Consider the following 21,207-nt stretch of genomic DNA (forward strand, 5'->3'; position numbering starts at 1 on the left):
CGTGATTCTCGGAACAGCATTGCATGGATGTGTACTAACTAGTACGTTCGAAGCGAAGCGCGATCGACGACGATTCAAGCCGCTGGGAGGGGATGCTCGATGGAGAGTCTCGCCGAATGGAACACGAGTCCGGCTCGCCACGACGCACCGGTGTCCGTGCTCGACCGCATGATCAGCATCCTCGACGCGGTGAAGGACTCGGGCGGGTCGCTCTCGGTCACCGACCTCGCCGCCCTGACCCGCCTGCCGAAGTCGACCGTCTCCCGGCTCGTGGCCGAGCTGGCCGGCCAGCGCTATCTCGAGCGCACCGATGAGGGAGTGACCCTCGGGCTGCGGCTGTTCGAGCTCGGCGCCCGTGCGAGCGTTCCTCGCCGGCTCCTCGGCGCCGCGGCGCCCGTCATCCGTCAACTGCGGGAGGTCACCGGCGAACGCGTCGGCCTCTGGGTGCAGCAAGGCACCGACATGGTCTCGATCGCGACGGTCGCCGGCCGGGTCCCCATGCTCCCGACACGCGCGGGCATGCGCACCCCGGCGCTGACGACCGCCAGCGGCAAGGCCTACCTCGCGTTCTGCGGCGACCAGGGGATCGTCGATCGCGTGAGCGCGCCGCTCGCCCGTGCCGACGCCGACCACTTCCGCGACGAGCTCTCGCATGTGCGCCACTCCGTCGTCGCGCTGGACATGGGCGAGTCCTATCCCGGCATCCTCGCCGTCGCGAGCCCGGTGCTCTCGAACGACCGTGCCGTGCTCGGCGCGATCTCGATCGCGGGCCCGAGCGGTGCCATGGACCCCGAGCGCGTGGCCCCGCTGGTGCGCGCGGCCGGAACGAACGTGAGCCGCCGGCTCACGGCCGCCTGAGCTCCATGCGCACCGCAGGATGGACCGACTCGGTCACCGTGCTGGACCGCGTGACCGCGGTCTTCGACGCGTTCGGAGAGCACGACGAGGGGCTGGGGGTGTCGGAGCTGGCCCGCCGCGCGAACCTCCCGAAGTCGACGGTGTCGCGCATCGCGGGCGATCTCGTGGCGCAGCGCTTCCTCGACCGCGAGGGCGACAAGCTCTACCTCGGCGTCCGGCTGTTCGAGCTGGCGCAGACCGTCGAGAAGCCGCGCCGCCTGCGGCACCTCGCGCACCCGGTGATGACCGAGCTGCGCGATGTCACCGGTCGCACGGCGAGCCTCGCCGTGCTGGAGGGCGCCGATGTCGTGATCCTCGCGATCGTTCGCGCGGAGGGCGGCTGCGCGCCGCCGGCGAGCATCGGCGGACGCCTGCCCGCTCACGCGACCGCTCTCGGCAAGGTCCTGCTGGCGTTCTCGCGCCGGGAGGGGGTGGAGCGACTCAAGGACGGGCTGCCGCAGCGCACGCCCCGCACGATCTCCGACCCCGCGGTCCTGGCGCGTGAACTCACCGACGTCCGGCGGCTCGGCGTCGCCACCGACACGGAGGAGTGCTCAAAGGACCGCGTGTGCGTGGCATCCGCGATCCTGGGCCACGGCGGCGAGCCGGTCGCGGCGATCTCGGTGACCGCCCCCGCATCGGAGGCGGCGCCCGACCGCCTCGCGCCGGCCGTGCGCGCGGCCGCGCTCACGCTGAGCCGCCGGCTGGACACGACGCCTGACGCCTGACCCGCCGGCGACGACGAACGGGGTGGGCGCCGGCGCCCACCCCGTTCGTCGTCTGCGTCAGATCAGCCCGCGGTCTCGCGGATCGCCTGGTAGGCCTCGAGGTTCTCACCGGTGAAGTAGCCGTTGAAGAACTCCTCCGCCTGGCTGATGAAGGCGTCCATGTCGACGTCCTCCGTCTCGACCACGGTGAAGTTGTCGTCACCGCGGTACTCGTCGAGGATCTCCTCGGTCGCCTCGTCCACGCAGTCGCGGTTCTCGGGGCGGATCTCGCGGATCGTCTCCTCGAGGAGCGCGGTCTGCTCGTCGCTCATCTTCTCGTAGGTCTTGTCGCTGACGAGGATCCAGTGGATGCCGACGTTGTGGTTGTTGAGGATCGCGGTGTTGAGCACCTCGTCGTAGCTCGACGAGCGGGTCGCCACGATCGGGTTCTCCTGTCCGACGGCGATGCCCTGCTGCAGGGCGGTGTAGACCTCCTCGACCGCCACCGATACCGGGCTCGTCACGCCGAGCGCCTCGGCGTTGGCGAGGAAGATCGGCGAGTTGGGGAACCGGATGGGGACGCCGGCCAGGTCGTCGGGGCTGGTGACCTCGACGTCCTTGGTGGTGAAGGTGCGGTTGCCGAAGAACCAGCCGTCCACGATGTTGACGCCGGTCGCCTCGTGGAAGCCCGTGAACAGGTCCTCCGAGTTCTCGTCGATCCATTGGAACGCGTGGTCGACGTCGTCGAAGGCGTACGCCGCGTCGACCACCCCGATGGGCTCGTAGGTGGCGCTGAGCGCGGACGCGCCCTGCAGATCGATGTCGATGTCGCCGGCCTGCACCTGCGGGAAGCGGTCGGCGTCCGGGCCGAGCTGGCTGGCGGGGTAGAGGTCGACGGTGAAGCCCATGTCTGCCTCCTCCAGTCGCTCCTTGAGCAGCTCGACACCGCAGAAGTAGTTCGGCGTCTGCTCGTTCTGGCTCGTGGCGACGGTGAGCGTGACCGGGCTGTTCTCGGATGTGGCTCCGTCGCCGGTCTCGTCGGGCGCGGCCTCGCCGCCGGCGCAGCCGGTGACGACGAGGGCGGTGGCTGCGAGCACCGACGCGGCGAATCGGCGTCGGCGCGTCGAGCGGGCTGTGCTCATGGGACTCTCCTCTGTTCTGTGCACGTCCTCGTGCAAGGTCTGACGTGACATTCGATGGCCGGAGCGGGACTTCGGGATCGACGCCTTCGCACGGGAGTTCGTCGTCGACCACGATGTCACGTTTCGGCCCGGTGGCAGTGCCGACTCTGACCGACTTCGAACCGTTGGCAAAGCGATGTCCCGTCGAGTGGAACAGGCGGATGCGGCGCTGTCCGCTGCGCTCCTCACCGCTGAATGGAACGCGCCGCGAGCGCCGGTCGCCGGTGTCGTACGCTCGGTCCGCACCCGCCGACGGTCAGCATGCAGGGAGGCCCGGTGACCGAATCCGATCCCGCGATCATCCGGCTCGGCGTGGTCGGCGCCGGCTTCATGGGACGCCAGCACATCGACTTCATCCGGGCGGCGCCCGGGATGGCGCTCACGGCGGTCGCCGATCCGGTGCTGCCGCCGGACGCCTTCGGGTGTGCGGTGCACGAGTCGACCGAGCGGATGCTGGATGCCGGCCAGGTCGACGCGGTGATCATCGCCAACCCGAACGCGCTGCACGTCGACACCGCCCTCGAGTGCCTCGAGGCGGGCGTCGCGGTGCTGCTGGAGAAGCCCGCCGCGGTGGACTACGCCCAGTCGCTGCGGCTGGTCGAGGCCGTCGAGCGCAGGCGCGGCCGACTCCTCGTCGGGCACCACCGGCGCCACCACCCCGCCGTGGCACGGGCCCGCGCGGCGATACGCGACGGCGAGCTCGGCCAGGTCGTCGCGGTCAGCGGACTGTGGTCGGCTCGCAAGGAGGACGCGTACTTCACCGACATGCCGTGGCACAGCCGGCCGGGCGCCGGTGTGCTCCTCATCAACGTGGTGCACGACCTCGACCTGCTGCGGCATCTCTGCGGCGAGGTGGTCGAGATCCAGGCGATGCAGAGCTCGCACGCGCGCGGTCTCGAGGTCGAGGACACGGTGTCGCTGAGCCTCCGGTTCGAGAACGGCGTCGTGGGCAGCTTCCTCGCCTCCGACGCGGGCGTCTCGCCGTGGGGATGGGACCAGGCCACAGAGGAGACCGCGGCGTTCCCCTTCCTGCCCGACGGCGTCGCCTACCGCTTCGTCGGCACCCGGGCCGCGCTCTCCGTGCCGAACCTCGCGCGGTACGCGTACGACGCGTCCGTCGAGCCGGACTGGCACTCGCCGCTGTCGCGCACCTACCTGCCCGTCGTGCCGCGCGGATCGTTCCAGCGTCAGCTCGAGCACTTCGCCGACGTCGTCCGCGGCGAGGCGGAGCCCCTCGTCTCGGCCGAGGACGCGTCGCGCACGCTCGCGCTCGTCGAGGCCGCAGCGCTGGCCGCGCGCACGCGGCGCACCGTCGACGTCGCGCGGTTCCGCACTGACGTGGAAGCGGGACGGGAATGACCCGGGCGGGCGCGGGGAAGGGAGCAGTCATGACGCAGCGGGGCGGCGGGCAGTTCGACGCGATCGTCGTCGGCGGTGGGCTCGCGGGAGTGGCGGCGGCGCAGCGCCTCGCCGCGAGCGGCCGGCGCGTCGCCCTCGTCGAGAAGCGCTCCCACCTCGGCGGCAGCACAGCGCTCAGCGGCGGATGGTTCGCGCTGTCGGGCACGGCGCTCCAGCGACGCGCGGCGGTGGCCGACTCCGACGATCTCTTCCTCTCCGACATGCGCGACACCGGCGGCGGGTTCGCGGACGAGTCGCTGCTGCGCGCGCTCGTCGCCGGCCAGGCGCACGCCGTCGAGGCGATCGACCGCGCCGGCGCGTGGACGGACGAGCTCAAGGTCAGCGCGGGCATGTCCGTCGCGCGGGCGCACCTGGTGCGCGTCCGGGACCTGGCGGCGCATCTCGAGGCCGAAGCCGCCGCCGCCGGAGCGGTGATCCTTCCCGGCCGCGCCGCCGAACGCCTCATCGTGGAGGGTTCCCGGGTCGTCGGCATCGAGTCGGCCGGCGAGGTGCTCCCGGCCCCCGCGGGCGTCGTTCTCGCGAGCGGGGGCTTCTCGCGCAGCCGCGAGCTGCTGGACCTCTTCGTCCCCGCCCAGGCCGCCGCCATGCCGTACGGCGGCGTCGGCAACACCGGCGACGGGCTGCGCATGGCATGGCTGCTGGGGGCCGGCCTCGCCGACATCGGCCATGTCTCGGGCACCTATGGACAGCACGCCGAGGCGACTGACGACGAGCATGAGCTCCTCACCGCCAACTACCTCGGCGCCATCCTCGTGAACGCGCTCGGGGAGCGCTTCGCCGACGAGTCCGAGTCGTACAAGGTGCTCGGCGCCGCGGTGCTGAGCCAGCCCGGCCGCACCGCCTTCCAGATCTTCGACGCCGTCGTGCGGGCGCGCTCGCGGCCCGGCGTGCCTCTGTCCGACATGGAGCGCCTCGAGGAGCTGGGACACCTCGTGAGCGCCCCGACGATCCCGGACCTGGCGGCCGGGCTCGGCATCCCGCCGCGCAGCCTGGAGCGCACCGTCTCGGAATACAACCGTGCGGTGTCGGCGTCCGGTGGCGACCCCTTCGGCCGCACGGGCCTGGTCAACGGCGTGGGGGCCCTCACCCCGCTCGGTTCGCCGCCGTTCTACGCGTACGCCGCCGTGACGGCCATGACCTCGACCTTCGGCGGGCTGCGCGTCGCGCCCGATGCCGGCGTGCTGCGCGTGGACGGCACCCGCATCGACGGCCTCTACGCCGCCGGCGAGGTCGCCGGCGGATTCCACGGCGCGTCGTATATGACCGGCACGGCGCTCACCAAGGCGCTCGTCTTCGGCGTCACCGCCGCCGACTCGATCGCGGCCGCCTGATCGAGGCGCTCAGCCGTCGTCGCCGGCGCGGGCGGTGAGCCGGCCGGCGGCCCGGATGGCCAGCTCGTACCCGTAGACGCCCGCTCCGGCGATGACGACCCGGGCCACGGTCGAGATCAGGGAGTGCTGGTGGACGGCGTCGCGGGCGTGGATGTTCGTGATGTGCACCTCGATGACCGGCGTCGTCAGCATGTGGAGCGCATCCAGCAGCGGCACCGAGTTGAAGCTGAAACCTGCCGGGTTGATCACGACGACCGCCTGCTGACGGAACGCCTCGTGCACCCACTCGACGAGTTGGTGCTCGGCGTTGGTCTGCGCGAAGAGCAGCTCGAAGCCGAGCTCGGCGGCGACACGTTCGCAGTCGGCCCGCACATCCTCGAGCGTGGCGGTCCCGTACAGCTCCGGCTCCCGCATGCCGAGCATGTTGAGGTTGGAGCCGTTGAGCACGAAGAGCCTGTTCGTCATGCTGCTTCCTCTCTGCGGCGGTATCCTGCCCGAAGGGTCCCACGGATCGGCTTCGTGAGACCCGCCGGCCAGGATCACCGAGCTACATCAGGCCGAGCAGTGTCGGCAGGAACGTGACGATCACCGGGAACACCGTCAGCAGCAGCAGCACGGCTCCCAGCGGGATCAGGAACGGCAGGATGCCCCGGAACAGTTCGCCCATCGGCCTTCGGGTGATGGAGCCGACGACGAACAGCACTGCGCCGACCGGTGGTGTCAGCGATCCGATCATCAGGTTGAGGATCATGATGACGCCGAGCTGCACCGGGTCGATCCCGAACTGCCCGATGATCGGCATGAGGATCGGCACGAGCACGAGGATCACCGGCGGCGCCTCGAGCGGGATGCCGAGCAGGATGAGCAGGACGTTGAGCATCAGCAGGAACAGCAGCGGGTTGTCGGTGAGCCCGGTGAGCCATTCACCCAGCGCCCGCGAAACCTGCTCACGTGCGAGCACCTGTCCCATGAGGTTCGACGCGCCGAGGATCAGCAGGATGCCGCCCGAGATGACGACCGTCTCCTTCGCGGCCCTCCAGAACACCTGCAGGGTGAGCGTGCGGTAGATCAGACCCAGCAGGAGCATGTAGACCGCCGCGATGCCCGCGCTCTCGGTGGGGGTGAACCATCCGCTGAAGATGCCGCCGAGGATGATGACCGGAAGCAGCGCGGGACCGATCACCCGCACGGAGGCCTTCGCCAGCATCGAGCCGTCGAAAGGCCGGGCCACGGCCACCTTCGGGTGGCGCTTGACCCAGATGAAGATGTACAGCGCGAGGCCGAGCGCCATGAGCATGGCGGGGATGATGGAGCCCGCGAACAGCGCGCCGGTCGAGATCGACGCCGTCGCGGCGAAGAGCACGGCGGGGATGCTCGGCGGCATGACGGTGCTCATGAGCGATCCCGAGGCCGTCAGGCCCGCGGAGAACCCGTAGGGGTATCCGGCCTTGAGCATCTGCGGGATCTGCACCTTGCTCGTGGAGGCGGCGTCGGCCAGGGCGGAGCCGCTGATCCATGAGAACCCGATCGCGGTGCCGAGGTTGACGTAGGCGAGGTTGCCGGGCAGCCGCGGCAGCAGGGCGCGGGCGAGGTCGTACAGCCGCGTCGCGATGCCGAGGTGGTTGGCGATGGTGCCGACGAAGATGAAGAGCGGGACGGCCAGCAGGGGGAAGCTGTTGATGCCGTTCACGACCGAGGTGATCGCATATCCCGCCGACAGGCCGTGGCTGTAGAAGTACAGCATGCTCGCCGCGATCATCGAGAACGCGACGGGCACCCGCAGCAGCAGGAGGACGACGAACAGCAGGATGTAGAGCCAGAGATCCAATTCGTCAGCCTTCCATCTCGCCGATGTCGAGCTTGCGCTCGGGGCGGTTCGCGTACGGGATCTTGAACGCGGAGTGGATCGCCGCCGAGACGAAGCCGACGAGCGCGAAGACGTACAGCACGCCGATCGGCACGTGCATCGCGGCGCTGAGCCGGCCCCATTCGACGTCGATCTTCACCCACGCTTCGTAGGCGAGGACGAGGCACGTGGCCACCATGATCACCGCGGAGATCACGCGCAGCGCGACGAAGAGCTTCGTGCCGGCGAGCAGCTCGTCGAAGATCTCGAGCACGATGTGGCCGTTGCGTCCCACGAGGTAGCCGGTCGTGATGAAGGTCAGCGCGATCATCGACAGCAGCGCGACCTCACCGGCACCGACCCAGCTGATCGAGGGGAAGTAGCGGCCGAGCACCTGGTACATCACGCCGAAGACGATGAGAGCGAACAGGACGACGCCGATCGTGATCTCGATCGTCGACAGGATCCGGATGAACATCGGGTCCGCCGGCACGCCCTGGTTGAGCTTGGGGCTGGTGTAGTACGTGTTGGTGTGGGGGTAGATCGAGTCCCCGACCCCCGGCTCCGCCGGGCGGGGGGCGGACCGGTCGGGGTCGGGTGCCGGGCCCTGGTCGGGCTCCTCCCCGGGCTTGTCTGTCATGGCGTCACCGCCACGGTCTGCTGGTGCATTGCCAACCTCTCTGTCGATGCGGGGCGAAGCGGGGTCGAACGTGCACCGCCCCTGCGACTCTGGCCGCCGCGCGCCTGCCTGCAAAGACGAGTTTCGCCGAATGGGACACGGGCCGCACACGCCGGTCCGCCCCCGTCGCGGGCGACGGGGGCGGGCCGGTGCGAGGTGCGGAGCGGACTATTTGACGACGGTCACCGCGGCCGTCGAGGTCAGCTGCTCCTGAACCCCCTGGGGGTTCAGGGCGTTGACCCTCACGGTGAGGCTCGCCTCCCCGGTCGGCACGTTGTTGTCGACCTCAGTCGCGTCGAACTGGAGGATGATCCGGTTCTTGTTGGCCGTCACCTTCGAGGCGTCCACCGGCGTGGACGAGAGCGGCGTCACGAGCACCGCGCCACTGTCATAGGTGTACCCGGCGGGCAGGTCGAACTGCGCCGTGACCTTGCCGTTCACACCGGTGAACAGCCCGGTGCCCGACCCCAGCTGCAGCGTGCCCGGAGTGAAGGTGAGGGCGCCCGGCTGGTCCTGCGGAGCCAGGTAGACCTCGATCTTGCCTGTCGGCCGCGGGTCGGTGCAGTCGTTGAAGAAGTACTCGCCGGCACGCGTGAACGTGTGCTGGTACGTCTCTCCCGGCTGCAGCTTGACGTTGAACTCGCCCTCGAAGAACTGCGTGGCGCAGTGCGGTTTCAGGTTGGGGAAGTTCGGGAACGTCTCGGCCCCCGGGTTGCGGAACGTCACCGTCGTGCCGACCGGCACCCGCAGGTTGGTCGGCTGCATGCCGGCCTGCGCCACGCTGTCGCGTGCCGCGGCCGTGTCGGCGGTTCGGCTGGACCGCGCGAGCAGCACGGTGTTGTTCACCGTGGCGCCCTCCACGGCCGCGCCGCTCACCGGGCGACGGATCGACAGCGGTGCGGTCATCGGCCCCTCCTGGCTGCCCGACTCGGTGGTGTAGCGACCGCCGAGCTTGAACGACCACAGCGAGTCGCCCTGGGTGACCGAGTTGCCGTACGGGTTCGTCGACCCGGCCGCGAAGACCGCGACGTACTGCTCGCCGTCGACCTCGTAGGTGACGGGCGCCGCCGCGATGCCGGAGCCGGTCTGGAACTCCCAGAGCACCTCGCCCGACCCGGCGTCCATGGCCAGCACGCGTCCGTCGATCTGGCCGACGAAGAGCAGATCGGATGCCGTGGTCATCGGTCCCTGGCCGTGCGACATGTCCGTGCCGAGGTGGTTCTGCCACGCGACCTCGCCGGTGGACGCGTCGTAGGCGAGGATGCCGCCGGTCTGGTACTGGCCGATCGCGCGCTGGCCGTTGGCCGCTGCGCCGTTCCAGTGCGCCACCGGGTTGGTGCCGTACGGGAAGTACACGAGGTTCGTGCTGTGGCTGTACGAGTTGTTCGACCAGTCGCCGCCGCCGTTCTGGCTCGTCGTCGACAGGATCGGCACGTCCCACTGCGGGTCGTACATGCAGCCCTCGCGGTGACCGACGTGGCCCTCCGGGTACGTCAGGTACGGCTCGTCGACCGCGACGTAGCTGTCGGGGTTGAAGACGAGGTTGCCCTCGGCGTCCGGCTGGTAGCCGTTGTAGTTCGGCACCGCACGCCACGGGTCGCCCGGGATGTTGTCGGGGTCGAGCTTCTGCCACACGAGGCACTCGGGCAGCAGGCGGTGCTCCGGGAACGGCTGCGTCTCGGAGTGCAGCTGCCGCGAGTCGGTGATCATCTCCTTCTCGGTGCCGGGGAGCGCCGGCTGGCCGTTCGTGCGGTCGAGCACGAACTGGTGACCCGACTTGCTGCCGTAGAACACGACCTTGCGCTCCGCGCCGTCGATCTCGATGTCGGCGAGGGTCGGCGGATGCACGTTGTCCATGTCCCACACGTCGTGGTGGATCGACTGGTAGTGCCACTTGTAGGCGCCGGTCGAGGCATCCACCGCCACCATGGTGGTCGAGAACAGGTTGTCGCCGGGGCGGAGCGACCCGTTCTGCGAGGACGTGCAGCTGCGGGCGTTGCCGAACGTCATGTAGTAGAAGTTCAGCTCGGGGTCGACGGCGCCGTGGATCCACGACGTCGCGCCGCCTTCCTCGGCGCAGTCCGTGCCGTCGGGAAGGACCGGGCCCCACGTCTCGGAGGCGTCGAAGGTGACGCCGTCCACGCCGGTGAACTGCTCGCCGCGCTTGGGGCCGCCGAAGAAGTGCCACAGGTACGAGCCGTCGCTCGAGTCCAGCGCCACGACCGCACCCCGGTCGCCGTCGGCGGCGTGGGCGTAGACGATTCCGTCGTAGTACACGGTCGCGACCTTGCCGACGCGCCCGAGGTCCTCGCCGTTCGCGCCGGTGGGCTGCACCGCCCAGACTTCGGCGCCGGTCTCCTGGTCCAGGGCCACGACGCGATTGCCGCCCGCGAGCGTGAAGATCAGGCCGTCGCCGGCCGACACGCCGCGGCGGGTGCCCGACAGCCCGTAGACGGTGTTCTCCCACTTCCAGACGGGATCGCCCGTCACGCCGTCGACCGCGATGACGCCGCCGCTCGGGGTGTCGAGGTAGAGGACGCCGTCCACGACGATGGGGGTCGTCTGCTGGCCCGTGTCGTCGCTCGCGGGCGCGACCGCCGACACGTGCGTGCGCCACGCCGGCGCCAGATCCTTCAGGTTCTGCTTCGTGATCTGCGTCAGGCCGGAGTAGTGCTGATTGCCGAGGTTCCCTCCCACCGTCGGCATGTCGGCGCCCGTCGGGTCGACGCCGGTCAGTCCCGCAGGGGGGACCGGCTCGGCGGGCCTCACCAGTCCGTAGGCGGGTGAGGCGGCGACGGCGAGCGCCAGCGCCAGCGCCCCGATCCCCGCAGCTCCCAACCTCGTGGTCAGTCGTTTGCGCATCCCTTGCTCCTTGATCATCTTCGATCCGGCCCCGGGCGGGCTCGCGCCCGCCCGGAGCCATCGTGGGGAATGCCGTCCGGACTCCCGATCCGAGGGATCGGTCGAACGGTCGGCGCTCGGACGCTAACCCCGGGCACACGGCGGGACAACCCTGCGGCCCATCGAGTGGCACAACCTCTCGTGGCGGGGTGGCCCGGTGACCGGAGTGCCGTGGGCTTACTGCCCAGTGGGACACCCTTTGTCGGCGGTGACCGGGCGTGCATAGCATGCGGCAGTCGGCACCCCACGCCCATGGACGGAGTTGTCATGGCTGCTTCAGCACCCAAATCCCTGTCGCCGGAACAGGAGCAGGAACTCGACGAGGTCTTCGCCCGCGCGCGTGCGGCTCTCGCCGTCATCGAGACCTACGACCAGGCGCGCGTCGACCGCCTGATCCAGGCCGTCGCGTGGGCGGTGGCCAACCGCTCCACCTTTCACCGGCTCGTCGGGATGGGCATCGAGGAGTCGGGACTCGGCGATTTCGACAGCCGGATGAACAAGCGCATGAAGATCCGCGGCGTGCTCCGCGACGCGCTGCGCAGCCCCTCGGTCGGCGTGATCGAGGAGGACGCCGAGAAGGGCCTCGTCAAGTACGGCAAGCCGGTCGGCATCATCGGCTGCATCGTGCCGACCACGAATCCCGACCTGACCCCGGCGGGCAACGCGATCTACGCGATCAAGGCGCGCGACGTCGTCGTGTTCTCGCCGCACCCCCGTTCGAAGCACACGACGTTCGAGACCGTGCGGCTCATGCGGGAGGCCCTCGAGGCGGAGGGCGCCCCCGCCGACATCCTGCAGTGCATCACCCTGCCGAGCCTCGCCGCATCCCAGGAGATCATGGCGCGCTCCGACCTCGTGATCGCCACCGGTGGTCAGGGGCTCGTGCGCGCCGCGTACAGTTCCGGGACCCCGGCGTACGGGGTCGGCGCGGGAAACGCCACGGAGTTCGTCGACGAGACGGCCGACATCGGCGAGACCGCCCGCAACTGCATGATCTCCAAGACCTCGGACTTCGGCTCGGGGTGCTCGGCGGACGGCAACGTGCTGGTGCCTGCGTCGCGCTACCGCGAGATGCTCGAGGCCCTGCAGGCCGAAGGGGGGTATCTGGCGTCCACCGACGAGCGGTCGGCGCTGCAGCGCGTGATGTGGGACGACGAAGGGCATCGGCTGCCCGACACGGTGGCCATCTCGCCCCAGGCGCTCGCGAAGGCGGCGGGCTTCGAGATCCCCGCGGAGTCGCGGTTCATCCTCGTCGAGGGCGACGGCATCGCCGAGGATCGGCAGTTCTGCAAGGAGAAGCTCACGACGCTGATGGCGGTGCACCCGTACGACGGCACCTTCGAGGACGGCGTCGAGGTCGCCAAGCGGCTGTACGACATCGGCGGCAAGGGGCACTCGTGCGGCATCGCGTCGACCGACGACGCGCACATCGACTACTTCGCGCAGCACATGCCGGTCTCGCGGATCATGGTGCGACAGCCCAACTCGAAGGCGAACGCGGGGGCCTTCACGAACGGGATGCCGATGACCTCGTCGATGGGCTGCGGCACCTGGGGCGGGAACATCACCTCCGAGAACGTCTCGCTGCGGCACTACCTGAACACGACATGGGTCTCGCGCGCCATCGCCGAGGACCGCCCCTCGGACGAGGAGCTGTTCGGCGACTTCTACGACGCCGCGCTCGAGTCGGCAGCGGCGGCGGCGACGGCGGTGACCCGGTGACGGCCGCGGCGGCCGCGGCACGTGCGAGACCAGCGACGGCCGCGACGGAGAGGGCGCAGCGATGAGCGGCGAGTCGGCCGAAGACCTCGTCGCGCAGGCGCGACAGTGGTGGAGCACCGACATCATCGACGTCCAGCCCGGTGAGATCGCCCTGCGCGGCTACCCGATCCAGGAGCTCCTGGGACGGGTCGGCTTCGTCGAGACGATCTGGCTCATGTTGCGGGGCGAGCTGCCGTCCCCCGCGGAGGCGGCCCTCTTCGAGGCCGCCCTCGTCGCCTCCGTCGACCACGGCCCGCAAGCGCCGTCGATCGCGATCGCCCGCATGGCCACCACGTGCGGCGTGCCGGTCAACGCCGCGATGGCCTCGGCGATCAACGTGCTCGGCGACGTGCACGGCGGTCCGGGCCAGCAGTGCATGGAGGTGTACCTCGCGATCGACGAGGAGCTGCAGCGGACGGGTGATGTCGAGCAGGCCACGCGGCTCGTGCTGCAGCGGCAGCGCGAGGCCGGCGTGACCTACGTCCCCGGCTTCGGCCACCGCTTCCATCCGCTCGACCCGCGCACGCCGCGTTTGCTGTCCCTCGTCGACGCCGCGGCGGCCGACGGGGTCATCGACGGGCGCTTCGCCGCCATCGGCCGTGCCGTGGAGGACGCCATCAGCGCCGGCCGACCACGGCGCATCCCCATGAACGTCGACGGCGTGACAGCCGTCATCTACTGCGAGCTGAGATTCACTCCCGAGCTCGGGCGCGGGGTGTTCATCCTGGCGCGCTCGGTGGGGATCCTGGCGCACGCCGCCGAGCAGATGACGCAGGGCGGGCGGATCAAGGGACCGCTGCCCAAGTCGATCGGCTACACGTACACGGGACCGGCTCACAGGTCCGTCCCGCTCGACCTCGATGAGAGAGGAACATCCCGATGAAGGACCTGGTGTCCAACCAGATCATCCGCTACCTGGAGGCCCGCGACGTCGCGCACGTCTTCGGGCTCTGCGGCCACACCAACATCGCCCTGCTGGCGGCGCTGGAGAAGAGCGAGAGCATCTCGTTCGTGAATGTGCGCCACGAGCAGATCGCCTCGCACGCCGCGGACGGGTACGCCCGGGTGACCAAGCGGGCCGGTGTCGTGCTGACGCACCTCGGGCCGGGACTGACCAACGCGGCGACCGGCGTCGCCAACGCCGCGCTGGACTCGATCCCGCTGGTCGTGATCGCGGGGGACGTGCCGACGCACTACTTCGGCAAGCATCCCCACCAGGAGATCAACCTCCACGCCGATGCCGCCCAGTACGAGATCTACCGCCCGTTCGTCAAGCGCGCCTGGCGTGTGGACCAGCCCCACCTCGTCGCCGAGGTGCTCGACAAGGCCTTCACCCTCGCCGAGAGCGGGCGCCCGGGGCCGGTCCTCGTCGATGTGCCGATGGACGTCTTCTCCGCGGAGGTCGACGTCGCCCTGTTCGACAGGGTGATGGGAAACACCCGCTCGCTCGCGCGGCCGTCCCTGGACGAGAGGGTCGCCGAGCAGATCGTCCGGAATCTGCTGGATGCCTCGCACCCGGTGCTCTACGTCGGCGGCGGCGTCGTGGCCGCCGACGCTGCGGCCGAGGTCGCCGAGTTCGCCGAACTGCTCTCACTGCCAGTCGCGCACAGCCTGATGGGCAAGGGCGCCGTGCCGGACGACAACCCGCTCGTGCTCGGCATGACGGGCTTCTGGGGCACCGCGTTCACCAACGAGGCGACGCGCACGGCCGACTGGATCCTCGCCCTGGGCACCCGGTTCGCGGAGGCCGACTCGAGCTCGTGGTACGCGGAGTACACGTTCGACATCCCCGGGACCAAGCTCATGCAGGTCGACATCGACCCGGCCGAGCTCGGCCGCAACTACCCTCTCGAGGTCGGCGCGCTCGCCGACCTGAAAGCCGCGCTCACCGTGCTGATCCGGGTCGCGCGCCGAATGGCGCCGGACGGAGTCGACCGTGGCGAGCTCCGCGCGCAGATCGCCGCGAACCGGGCGACCGTGAAGCTGCAGAACGCGGACGCCCAGGTCTCCGACGCGTGGCCGATGCGGCCCGAGCGGATCCTCGCCGAGACCCGGGAGGTGCTCCCTGCTGACGCGATCATCACGACGGATGTCGGGTGGAACAAGAACGGCGTCGGCCAGCAGTTCGACATCCTGACGCCCGGCACGTTCCTCACCCCCGGCGGATTCGCGACGATGGGCTTCGGTGCGCCGGCTGCCGTCGGTGCGAAGATCGCCCACCCCGACCGCGTGGTCGTCTCGCTCGTGGGCGACGGCGGGTTCGGACAGAACCCGGCGGTCCTGGCCACGGCGCGCGAGGAGAACGTGCCAGTGGTGTGGGTCGTGATGAACAACAACGCGTTCGGCACGATCGCCGGGCTGGAGAAGGCCGCGTTCGACACCACGTACGGCACGGTGTTCGGAAGCGCGGACGACCCGATGTACACCGACTTCGCCGCGATCGCGGAGGCGTACGGCGTCACCGGCATCAAGGTCGACGCCGCAGCGGAGTTCAAGCCCGCGCTCGAACGTGCGATCGCGCTCGGGCGCCCGGTCGTCATCGACGTGTCGATGGTGAACGTCCCGACTCCGACGACGGGGCACTGGAACATCCTCGACATCTACTCGCCCGACCGGGCGATCGAGCACGTCGCGACCCACTGACCCGTCGCCCCCGCGGGCGCACAGAATGCGAGGCGGACCCCGAGATGGAGACGGCGCAGGGTGTGCTGGACGTCTCGATCTCGAGCGTGTGCCTGTCGGGCACGCTCGAGGACAAGCTTCGCGCCGCCGCCGCGGCCGGTTTCTCGGGCGTGGAGATGCTCGAGTACGACCTCATCATGTCGCAGTGGTCTCCCGGGCGTGTCGCCCGGGAGGCCGCCGGCCTCGGCCTGTCGATCGACGTCTACCAGCCTTTCCACGTCGAGACCGTGTCGCCGGACCTCTTCGGCGGCGCCCTGCGCCGCGCCGAGCGCAAGTTCGACCTGTTGTCCGACCTCGGTGCGCGCGTCCTCGTGTGCTGCTCGTCGCGGACCGAGAACGGTGTCGACGACGACGGCCTGACGGCGGCGCAGCTGCACGCCCTGGCCGAGCGGGCCGCGCGCAGCGGCATCCGGCTCGCGTACGAGGCCGTGCCCTGGGGGCGCGTGCGCACACACGCGGAGGCGTGGCGTCTGATCGAGCAGATCGATCACCCGGCTCTCGGCCTCTGCCTCGACAGCTTCCACGTGCTGTCGGCCGAGAACGATGCGAGCGCCGTCTCGCGGGTGGCCGCCGAGAAGATCTTCCACGTGCAGCTCGCCGACGCCCCGCGTGTGGACATGGACGTGCGGGAGTGGAGCCTTCACTACCGGATGTTCCCGGGCCAGGGTGCGCTCGACGTCGCCGGCTTCCTCGCACGCGTGCTCGCGACGGGCTACCGCGGCCCCATCGCGCTCGAGGTCTTCAACGACGTCTATCAGCAGGAGGATCCCCGGCACGCCGCCGTCGACGCCATGCGCTCGCTGCGCGCGCTCGCCGAGACCGTGACGGCGCGCGGATCCGGCGATGCGCCGGCGCCGCTGAGCGGCGAGCAGCTCCCGCCGGCGCCGCGGCTCGAGGGCTTCGCGTTCGCCGAGCTGGCGGTCGACGAGGTCTCGGGGCCGCTCCTCTCGCGGGCCCTCGCCCGTCTCGGCTTCGCCCACGTCGGGCAGCATCGCTCCAAGCCGGTGCAGCTGTGGCAGCAGGGCGACGCCCGCGTGCTCCTCAACTCGGCCCCGGAGCGATCTATCGATCCCGCGACCTCGGCGATCTGCGCGCTGGGTGTGCAGACCGCCGATGCCTCGGCATCGATGCGGCGCGCCAAGAGCCTGCTGGCTCCGAAGCTCGCCCGCCGGCGGGCACCGGGCGAGACCGACCTCGCCGCCGTGGCGACGCCGGACGGCACCGCCCTGTTCTTCTGCGACGCCGACGGACGCCCCGGCTGGATGGACGACTTCGCCGCCACCGGCGCCGAGGCCGGCTCGTCGGCGCTGCTGACCCGGATCGACCATGTCGCGGTCACCGAGTCGATCGACGACTTCGACCAGTCCGCGCTCTTCTTCCACTCGGTGCTCGGCCTCGTCCCGCGCGAGCTGACGGAGGTGACCGCACCCTTCGGCCTGATCCGCACGTGGTCGGCCAGCGGCTCCGACGGCTGCGTGCGGATCGCGCTCAGCACCAACCCGCTGCGGCGCGGGGACTGGTCGCCGGGGGTGTCGAGCCCGCAGCTGGTGGCGTTCGCCACCGACGATGCCATCGCTTGTGCGCGAGCGCTCCGTGAGCGGGGAGCGCCCGTCCTCGAGATCCCCGCCAACTACTACGACGATCTCGAGGCGCGTGTCGCTCTCCCCGGCGACATCCTCGCCGCGCTCCGTGAGAACTCGATCCTCTACGACCGCGACGAGCGCGGAGAGTTCCTCCACTTCTTCACCGAGATGCTCGGCTCGCGGGTGTTCTTCGAAGTCGTGCAGCGGATCGACGGGTATGACGGCTTCGGCGACGCCCGCAGCGTCCCCCTGCGCATGGCCGCACACCGCCGGCAGCGCATGCGCACGCTGGCGAGCGACCCGGCCGAGGCACCCGTGGCGCACCGGCACGATTACTCGCTCGCTCATCTCACGGCGCTGAGCCTGTCTCCGCCGGAATTGGTGGATGCCGCGGCCGCAGGCGGCTACCGCTACGTCGGCCTGCGCATGACGCGGGTCACCCCGCAGGAGCCGCACTACCCGCTGGCGTACGACCCGGCGCTGATGCGCGCGACGAAGACGCACCTGGCCGCGACCGGCGTCGAGGTACTCGACATCGAGCTCGCGCGCATCACGTCCGGCGACAGTCCGCGCGACTACCTGCGGTTCCTCGAGGCCGGGGCCGAGCTCGGCGCCCGCCACGTCATCGCGCAGCTGCCGGACTCGGACTTCGCCCGCAAGACCGACCGGTTCGCGGAGCTGTGCGAGCTGGCCAGGCCGCTGGGGCTGACGATCGACCTGGAGTTCCCGTCCTGGACCGAGACGCCCGACCTGAGCGAGGCCACGCGCGTGCTCCGCGCGGCGGATCAGCCCAATGCGGGACTTCTCGTCGACCTGCTGCACTTCGCCCGGTCGCGATCCAGCGTGGAGGAGCTGCGCGGGCTGCCGCGCGAGTGGTTCCACTACGTGCACGTGTGCGATGCGCCGGGTGAGATCCCCGACGCGACGGCGGAGCTGATCCACACCGCGCGCTTCGAGCGGCTCTTCCCCGGCGAGGGCGGGATCGACATGCTGGGCATCCTCGCCGCCCTGCCGTCGGGTCTTCCGTTCGCGCTCGAGATCCCACGGGCCATGCTCGTGGCCCAGGTGGGAGGGAAGGAGCACGCCCGGCTCGCCATGGCCGCAGCCCGCCGCCACCTCGACACCGCGGACATCGCGTCACGGTGAGCAGCGCAGCCGGCGCCGGACGGGGATGGACCGCAGGCATCCGGTGCGCAAGAGTGGGCATCGTGTTCGCCTTCGCTGACGAGGCCGCCGACGTCGCCGGCATCCTCGACGACCTGGTGGTGGCCGGTGCCGATGCGGAGCTCCTTTCCCGCGTCCGCCGGCACCTGCCGCGCCTCCACGGACTTTTCGGGCGTCTCTACGGCGACCGCCCGGACGCGTTCGACAGGCTGCGGTCGGTGGTGGCGCTCGCCGCGGAGTCGTGGCATGCCCGGCCGGAGTCGCTCAAGCAGCTGGATCGAGAGCGGGAGAGGCATCCGGACTGGTTCCAGTCGCAGCGCATGCTGGGCGGCGTCTGCTACGTCGACCGGTACGCCGGCGGACTCGCCGGCATCCGCGACCGCATCCCGTACTTCCGTGAACTGGGCCTGACCTATCTGCACCTGATGCCGCTCTTCGAGAGTCCGGAGGGCAACAGCGACGGCGGCTATGCGGTCTCCAGCTACCGGCGGGTGAACCCCAGGCTCGGCACGATGGCCGAGCTGTCCGACCTCGCAGCCGAGCTGCGGCAGGCCGGCATCTCGCTCGTCGTCGACTTCATCTTCAACCACACCAGCAACGAGCACGAGTGGGCCCGCAAGGCGGTTGCCGGGGTGGCCGGCTACGAGGACTTCTACCTGATCTATCCCGACCGCACCATGCCGGACGCGTACGAGCGGACCACCCGCGAGATCTTCCCCGACGATCATCACGGCTCGTTCGTGCAGCTGCCGGACGGGCGCTGGATCTGGGCCACCTTCTACTCGTTCCAGTGGGACCTGAACTACGCGAATCCCGCCGTCTTCGAGGCCATGGCCGGGGAGATGCTGTTCCTCGCGAACCAGGGTGTGGAGGTGCTGCGCATGGACGCCGTCGCCTTCATCTGGAAGCGGCTCGGCGCCGCGTGCGAGTCGCTGCCCGAGGCCCACCTGCTGCTGCAGGCGTTCAACGCCGTGCTGCGCATGGCCGCGCCGAGCCTGCTGTTCAAGTCCGAGGCCATCGTGCATCCCGACGAGGTGGCGGAGTACATCTCGCCCGACGAGTGCCAGCTCTCGTATAACCCGCTCCAAATGGCCCTCACCTGGGAGGCGCTCGCGACACGGGACGGGCGGATGCTGCAACAGGCGCTCGAACGTCGCCATGCGCTGCCCGAGGGCACGGCGTGGGTGAACTACGTGCGCAGTCACGACGACATCGGCTGGACGTTCGCCGACGAGGATGCCGCGGAACTCGGCATCTACGGCTACCCGCACCGCAGGTTCCTGAACGACTTCTACGTGGGACGGGTCGCCGGGTCGTTCGCCCGCGGCGTGCCGTTCCAGGAGAACCCGCGCACCGGAGACGCGCGCGTCACCGGAACCACTGCTTCGCTGGCGGGGATCGAGGCGGGCGACGACGGCGGCGAGGACCGGGTGATCCTCGCCCACGCGCTCGCACTCTCCACCGGCGGCATCCCGCTCCTGTACCTCGGCGACGAGGTGGCGCAGCTGAACGACTACTCCTACGAGAACGACCCCGCGCAAGCCGGGGACAGTCGGTGGGTGCATCGCCCGCATCGGCCCGAGCATGCCTACGCGCACAGAACCGACCCCACCACCGCCGCCGGCCGCGTCTTCTCGCGTCTGACGACGCTGATCGCGTCACGGCGCGACGCCCCCGAACTCGCCGGCAACGACCTCTGGCCGTTCGACGCTCACGACGACCACGTGGTCGGCTTCCTCCGCCCCGGCCCGAGCTCCGCGATCCTGGTGCTGGCCAACGTCGGCGATCACCCGGTGGAGGTCGACGCGCTCACGCTGTCGGGGATGGAGCCGGACGCCGAGGACCTCATGCTCGGACGACCGGTGTCACTGCGGGACGGGCTCCTGCTCCCCGCTCACCAGGTGGCCTGGCACCGCGTCCGGCTGCGCTGACGCGGAACCCCCGGGTGCATCCATCCGGGGGCCCCGGCCGGAATACTTCTTCGAGGCCGGCGCAGGCCTCGGGCCCGGACGGCTGGAGGGGATCGCGATGAGAGCACCCACGGAGGCATTCACCTACCGCTACACCCACTACGGCGACGCCGAGGTGCTCAAGCGCCACCGGTATCCGCTGCCTTTCCCGGGCCCCGGCGAGGTGCTCGTCGAGGTGATATCCACGTCGATCAACCACATGGACGCGTTCCTGCGCAACGGCAAGGAGGACACGTGGCACGACGATCCGTGGCCGCGTGCGTCCGGCTGCGACTTCGCGGGGATCGTCCGCGGAGCAGGTCCCGGGGTGACCGCGTTCCGCGCGGCGGCCGAGGTCGTCGGGCACACCCGCACGGGGGCGCACGGCAGCCACATCGTCGTTCCCGCCGCCCAGCTCGTGCGGAAACCCAGGAACCTCGAGTGGGAAGTGGCCGGGGGCCTCTTCCTCGCCGGGGCGACAGCGCTCGACACCCTCGACGATCTTCGGATCGACAGCTCCGACACCGTCGTGATCTCCGCCGCCGCAGGCGGTGTGGGCAGTATCCAGGCGCAGCTGGCGAAGCACCGTGGCGCTCGCGTCATCGGCACCTGCGGTGCGCGCAACTTCGACTATCTGCGCCAGCTCGGCATCACGCCCGTGAGCTACGACGACGGCATGGCCGAACGGATCCAGCGCGTCGCCGGGGGACCGGTCACGGCGTACATCGACAACTACGGCAAGGACGGCCGCGCGGTCGCCGACGCGCTCGGCGTGCCCGACGAGCGGTACCGCTCGAGCGCGGACAGGCGCGAGGTCGAGCTCCGCCTGCTGCGGGACGATCCGGAGTCGACGGCGCATGCGACCCAGGTGCTGCAGCGCGTCGTCGATCTCGCCGCGGCCGGGGCGTTCCGCCTGCTCGTGTCGGGGCTGTACCCGATCGACGACATCGTCGACGCTTTCGAGGACCTGGCGAAGCTCCACGCGAGGGGGAAGATCGTGCTGGCCACCCGTCCGGTGACGAGGGTCCGCTCCTTGCGCGCACGAGAGATCTTCGAGCGCATGCCCTGACCGGCGCATCCAGACGGGAACGGATGCCGCGGACTCGC

Annotated in this window: 15 protein-coding genes; 10 read left to right on the forward strand and 5 right to left on the reverse strand. The window is 70.4% G+C overall.

Going from position 1 to position 21,207, the window contains the following annotated elements:
* Positions 1-99: 99 nt before the first annotated feature.
* Complete coding sequence (locus tag ACZBH1_RS09680) at positions 100-858, forward strand: IclR family transcriptional regulator (protein WP_336394635.1); 759 nt, start codon at positions 100-102, stop codon at positions 856-858.
* Positions 859-863: 5 nt separating this feature from the next.
* Positions 864-1,625, forward strand: a complete 762-nt coding sequence (locus ACZBH1_RS09685; RefSeq protein WP_463646256.1) for an IclR family transcriptional regulator — start codon at positions 864-866, stop codon at positions 1,623-1,625.
* A 62-nt stretch (positions 1,626-1,687) separates the two neighbouring features.
* Here ACZBH1_RS09685 and dctP read toward each other — a convergent pair whose 3' ends face one another.
* A complete protein-coding gene (gene dctP, locus ACZBH1_RS09690; RefSeq protein WP_336394637.1) occupies positions 1,688-2,746 on the reverse strand; it encodes a TRAP transporter substrate-binding protein DctP in 1,059 nt (352 codons plus the stop codon).
* A 315-nt stretch (positions 2,747-3,061) separates the two neighbouring features.
* Between dctP and ACZBH1_RS09695 the strand changes: the two genes are divergently transcribed.
* Complete coding sequence (locus ACZBH1_RS09695; protein ID WP_336394638.1) at positions 3,062-4,144, forward strand: Gfo/Idh/MocA family protein; 1,083 nt, start codon at positions 3,062-3,064, stop codon at positions 4,142-4,144.
* Positions 4,145-4,173: 29 nt separating this feature from the next.
* Positions 4,174-5,535, forward strand: coding sequence for an FAD-dependent oxidoreductase (locus ACZBH1_RS09700; protein WP_452324744.1), 1,362 nt, complete (start codon positions 4,174-4,176; stop codon positions 5,533-5,535).
* A gap of 9 nt (positions 5,536-5,544) precedes the next feature.
* Here the strand turns inward: ACZBH1_RS09700 and ACZBH1_RS09705 are convergent, their stop codons facing one another.
* The 4 genes from ACZBH1_RS09705 to ACZBH1_RS09720 all read right to left on the reverse strand — a co-directional run bounded on the left by ACZBH1_RS09705 (position 5,545) and on the right by ACZBH1_RS09720 (position 10,922).
* Complete coding sequence (locus ACZBH1_RS09705; RefSeq protein ID WP_452324743.1) at positions 5,545-6,000, reverse strand: type II 3-dehydroquinate dehydratase; 456 nt, start codon at positions 5,998-6,000, stop codon at positions 5,545-5,547.
* Positions 6,001-6,082: 82 nt separating this feature from the next.
* On the reverse strand, positions 6,083-7,363 hold the full coding sequence (locus ACZBH1_RS09710; protein ID WP_336394641.1) for a TRAP transporter large permease: 1,281 nt from the start codon (positions 7,361-7,363) through the stop codon (positions 6,083-6,085).
* A gap of 4 nt (positions 7,364-7,367) precedes the next feature.
* The gene (locus ACZBH1_RS09715) at positions 7,368-8,021 is read right to left on the reverse strand and encodes a TRAP transporter small permease (RefSeq protein ID WP_336394642.1); all 654 of its coding nucleotides are present in this window, start codon (positions 8,019-8,021) and stop codon (positions 7,368-7,370) included.
* A 207-nt stretch (positions 8,022-8,228) separates the two neighbouring features.
* A complete protein-coding gene (locus ACZBH1_RS09720; protein ID WP_463646257.1) occupies positions 8,229-10,922 on the reverse strand; it encodes an outer membrane protein assembly factor BamB family protein in 2,694 nt (897 codons plus the stop codon).
* A 306-nt stretch (positions 10,923-11,228) separates the two neighbouring features.
* Between ACZBH1_RS09720 and ACZBH1_RS09725 the strand changes: the two genes are divergently transcribed.
* The 6 genes from ACZBH1_RS09725 (at position 11,229) to ACZBH1_RS09750 (ending at position 21,169) form a co-directional block, all read left to right on the forward strand.
* Positions 11,229-12,683: an aldehyde dehydrogenase family protein gene (locus tag ACZBH1_RS09725; RefSeq protein WP_336394644.1), complete on the forward strand. Its 1,455-nt coding sequence runs from the start codon at positions 11,229-11,231 to the stop codon at positions 12,681-12,683.
* A gap of 61 nt (positions 12,684-12,744) precedes the next feature.
* Positions 12,745-13,605: a citryl-CoA lyase gene (locus ACZBH1_RS09730; protein ID WP_336394645.1), complete on the forward strand. Its 861-nt coding sequence runs from the start codon at positions 12,745-12,747 to the stop codon at positions 13,603-13,605.
* Positions 13,602-15,365, forward strand: coding sequence for a thiamine pyrophosphate-binding protein (locus ACZBH1_RS09735; RefSeq protein WP_463646258.1), 1,764 nt, complete (start codon positions 13,602-13,604; stop codon positions 15,363-15,365). The genes ACZBH1_RS09730 and ACZBH1_RS09735 overlap by 4 nt, the downstream gene beginning before the upstream one ends.
* A 44-nt stretch (positions 15,366-15,409) precedes the next feature.
* Positions 15,410-18,133 carry a TIM barrel protein gene (locus ACZBH1_RS09740; RefSeq protein WP_463646259.1) on the forward strand — a complete coding sequence of 908 codons (2,724 nt, stop codon included), beginning with the start codon at positions 15,410-15,412 and terminating at the stop codon, positions 18,131-18,133.
* A gap of 101 nt (positions 18,134-18,234) precedes the next feature.
* Entirely contained in the window at positions 18,235-20,082 is a 1,848-nt protein-coding gene (locus tag ACZBH1_RS09745) for an alpha-amylase family protein (protein ID WP_463646675.1), read from the forward strand.
* Positions 20,083-20,179: 97 nt separating this feature from the next.
* Positions 20,180-21,169 (forward strand): NADP-dependent oxidoreductase, encoded by a 990-nt coding sequence (locus tag ACZBH1_RS09750; RefSeq protein WP_463646260.1) that lies wholly within the window; start codon positions 20,180-20,182, stop codon positions 21,167-21,169.
* Positions 21,170-21,207: the final 38 nt, after the last annotated feature.

Source organism: Microbacterium sp. ZXT2-5, assembly GCF_055329545.1.

Coding starts and splice junctions, on each gene's coding strand:
- ACZBH1_RS09680 (WP_336394635.1), top strand. CDS start 100: ATGGAGAGTCTCGCCGAATGGAACACGAGTCCGGCTCGCCACGACGCA.
- ACZBH1_RS09685 (WP_463646256.1), top strand. CDS start 864: ATGCGCACCGCAGGATGGACCGACTCGGTCACCGTGCTGGACCGCGTG.
- dctP (WP_336394637.1), bottom strand. CDS start 2,746: ATGAGCACAGCCCGCTCGACGCGCCGACGCCGATTCGCCGCGTCGGTG.
- ACZBH1_RS09700 (WP_452324744.1), top strand. CDS start 4,174: ATGACGCAGCGGGGCGGCGGGCAGTTCGACGCGATCGTCGTCGGCGGT.
- ACZBH1_RS09705 (WP_452324743.1), bottom strand. CDS start 6,000: ATGACGAACAGGCTCTTCGTGCTCAACGGCTCCAACCTCAACATGCTC.
- ACZBH1_RS09715 (WP_336394642.1), bottom strand. CDS start 8,021: ATGACAGACAAGCCCGGGGAGGAGCCCGACCAGGGCCCGGCACCCGAC.
- ACZBH1_RS09720 (WP_463646257.1), bottom strand. CDS start 10,922: ATGCGCAAACGACTGACCACGAGGTTGGGAGCTGCGGGGATCGGGGCG.
- ACZBH1_RS09725 (WP_336394644.1), top strand. CDS start 11,229: ATGGCTGCTTCAGCACCCAAATCCCTGTCGCCGGAACAGGAGCAGGAA.
- ACZBH1_RS09730 (WP_336394645.1), top strand. CDS start 12,745: ATGAGCGGCGAGTCGGCCGAAGACCTCGTCGCGCAGGCGCGACAGTGG.
- ACZBH1_RS09735 (WP_463646258.1), top strand. CDS start 13,602: ATGAAGGACCTGGTGTCCAACCAGATCATCCGCTACCTGGAGGCCCGC.
- ACZBH1_RS09740 (WP_463646259.1), top strand. CDS start 15,410: ATGGAGACGGCGCAGGGTGTGCTGGACGTCTCGATCTCGAGCGTGTGC.
- ACZBH1_RS09750 (WP_463646260.1), top strand. CDS start 20,180: ATGAGAGCACCCACGGAGGCATTCACCTACCGCTACACCCACTACGGC.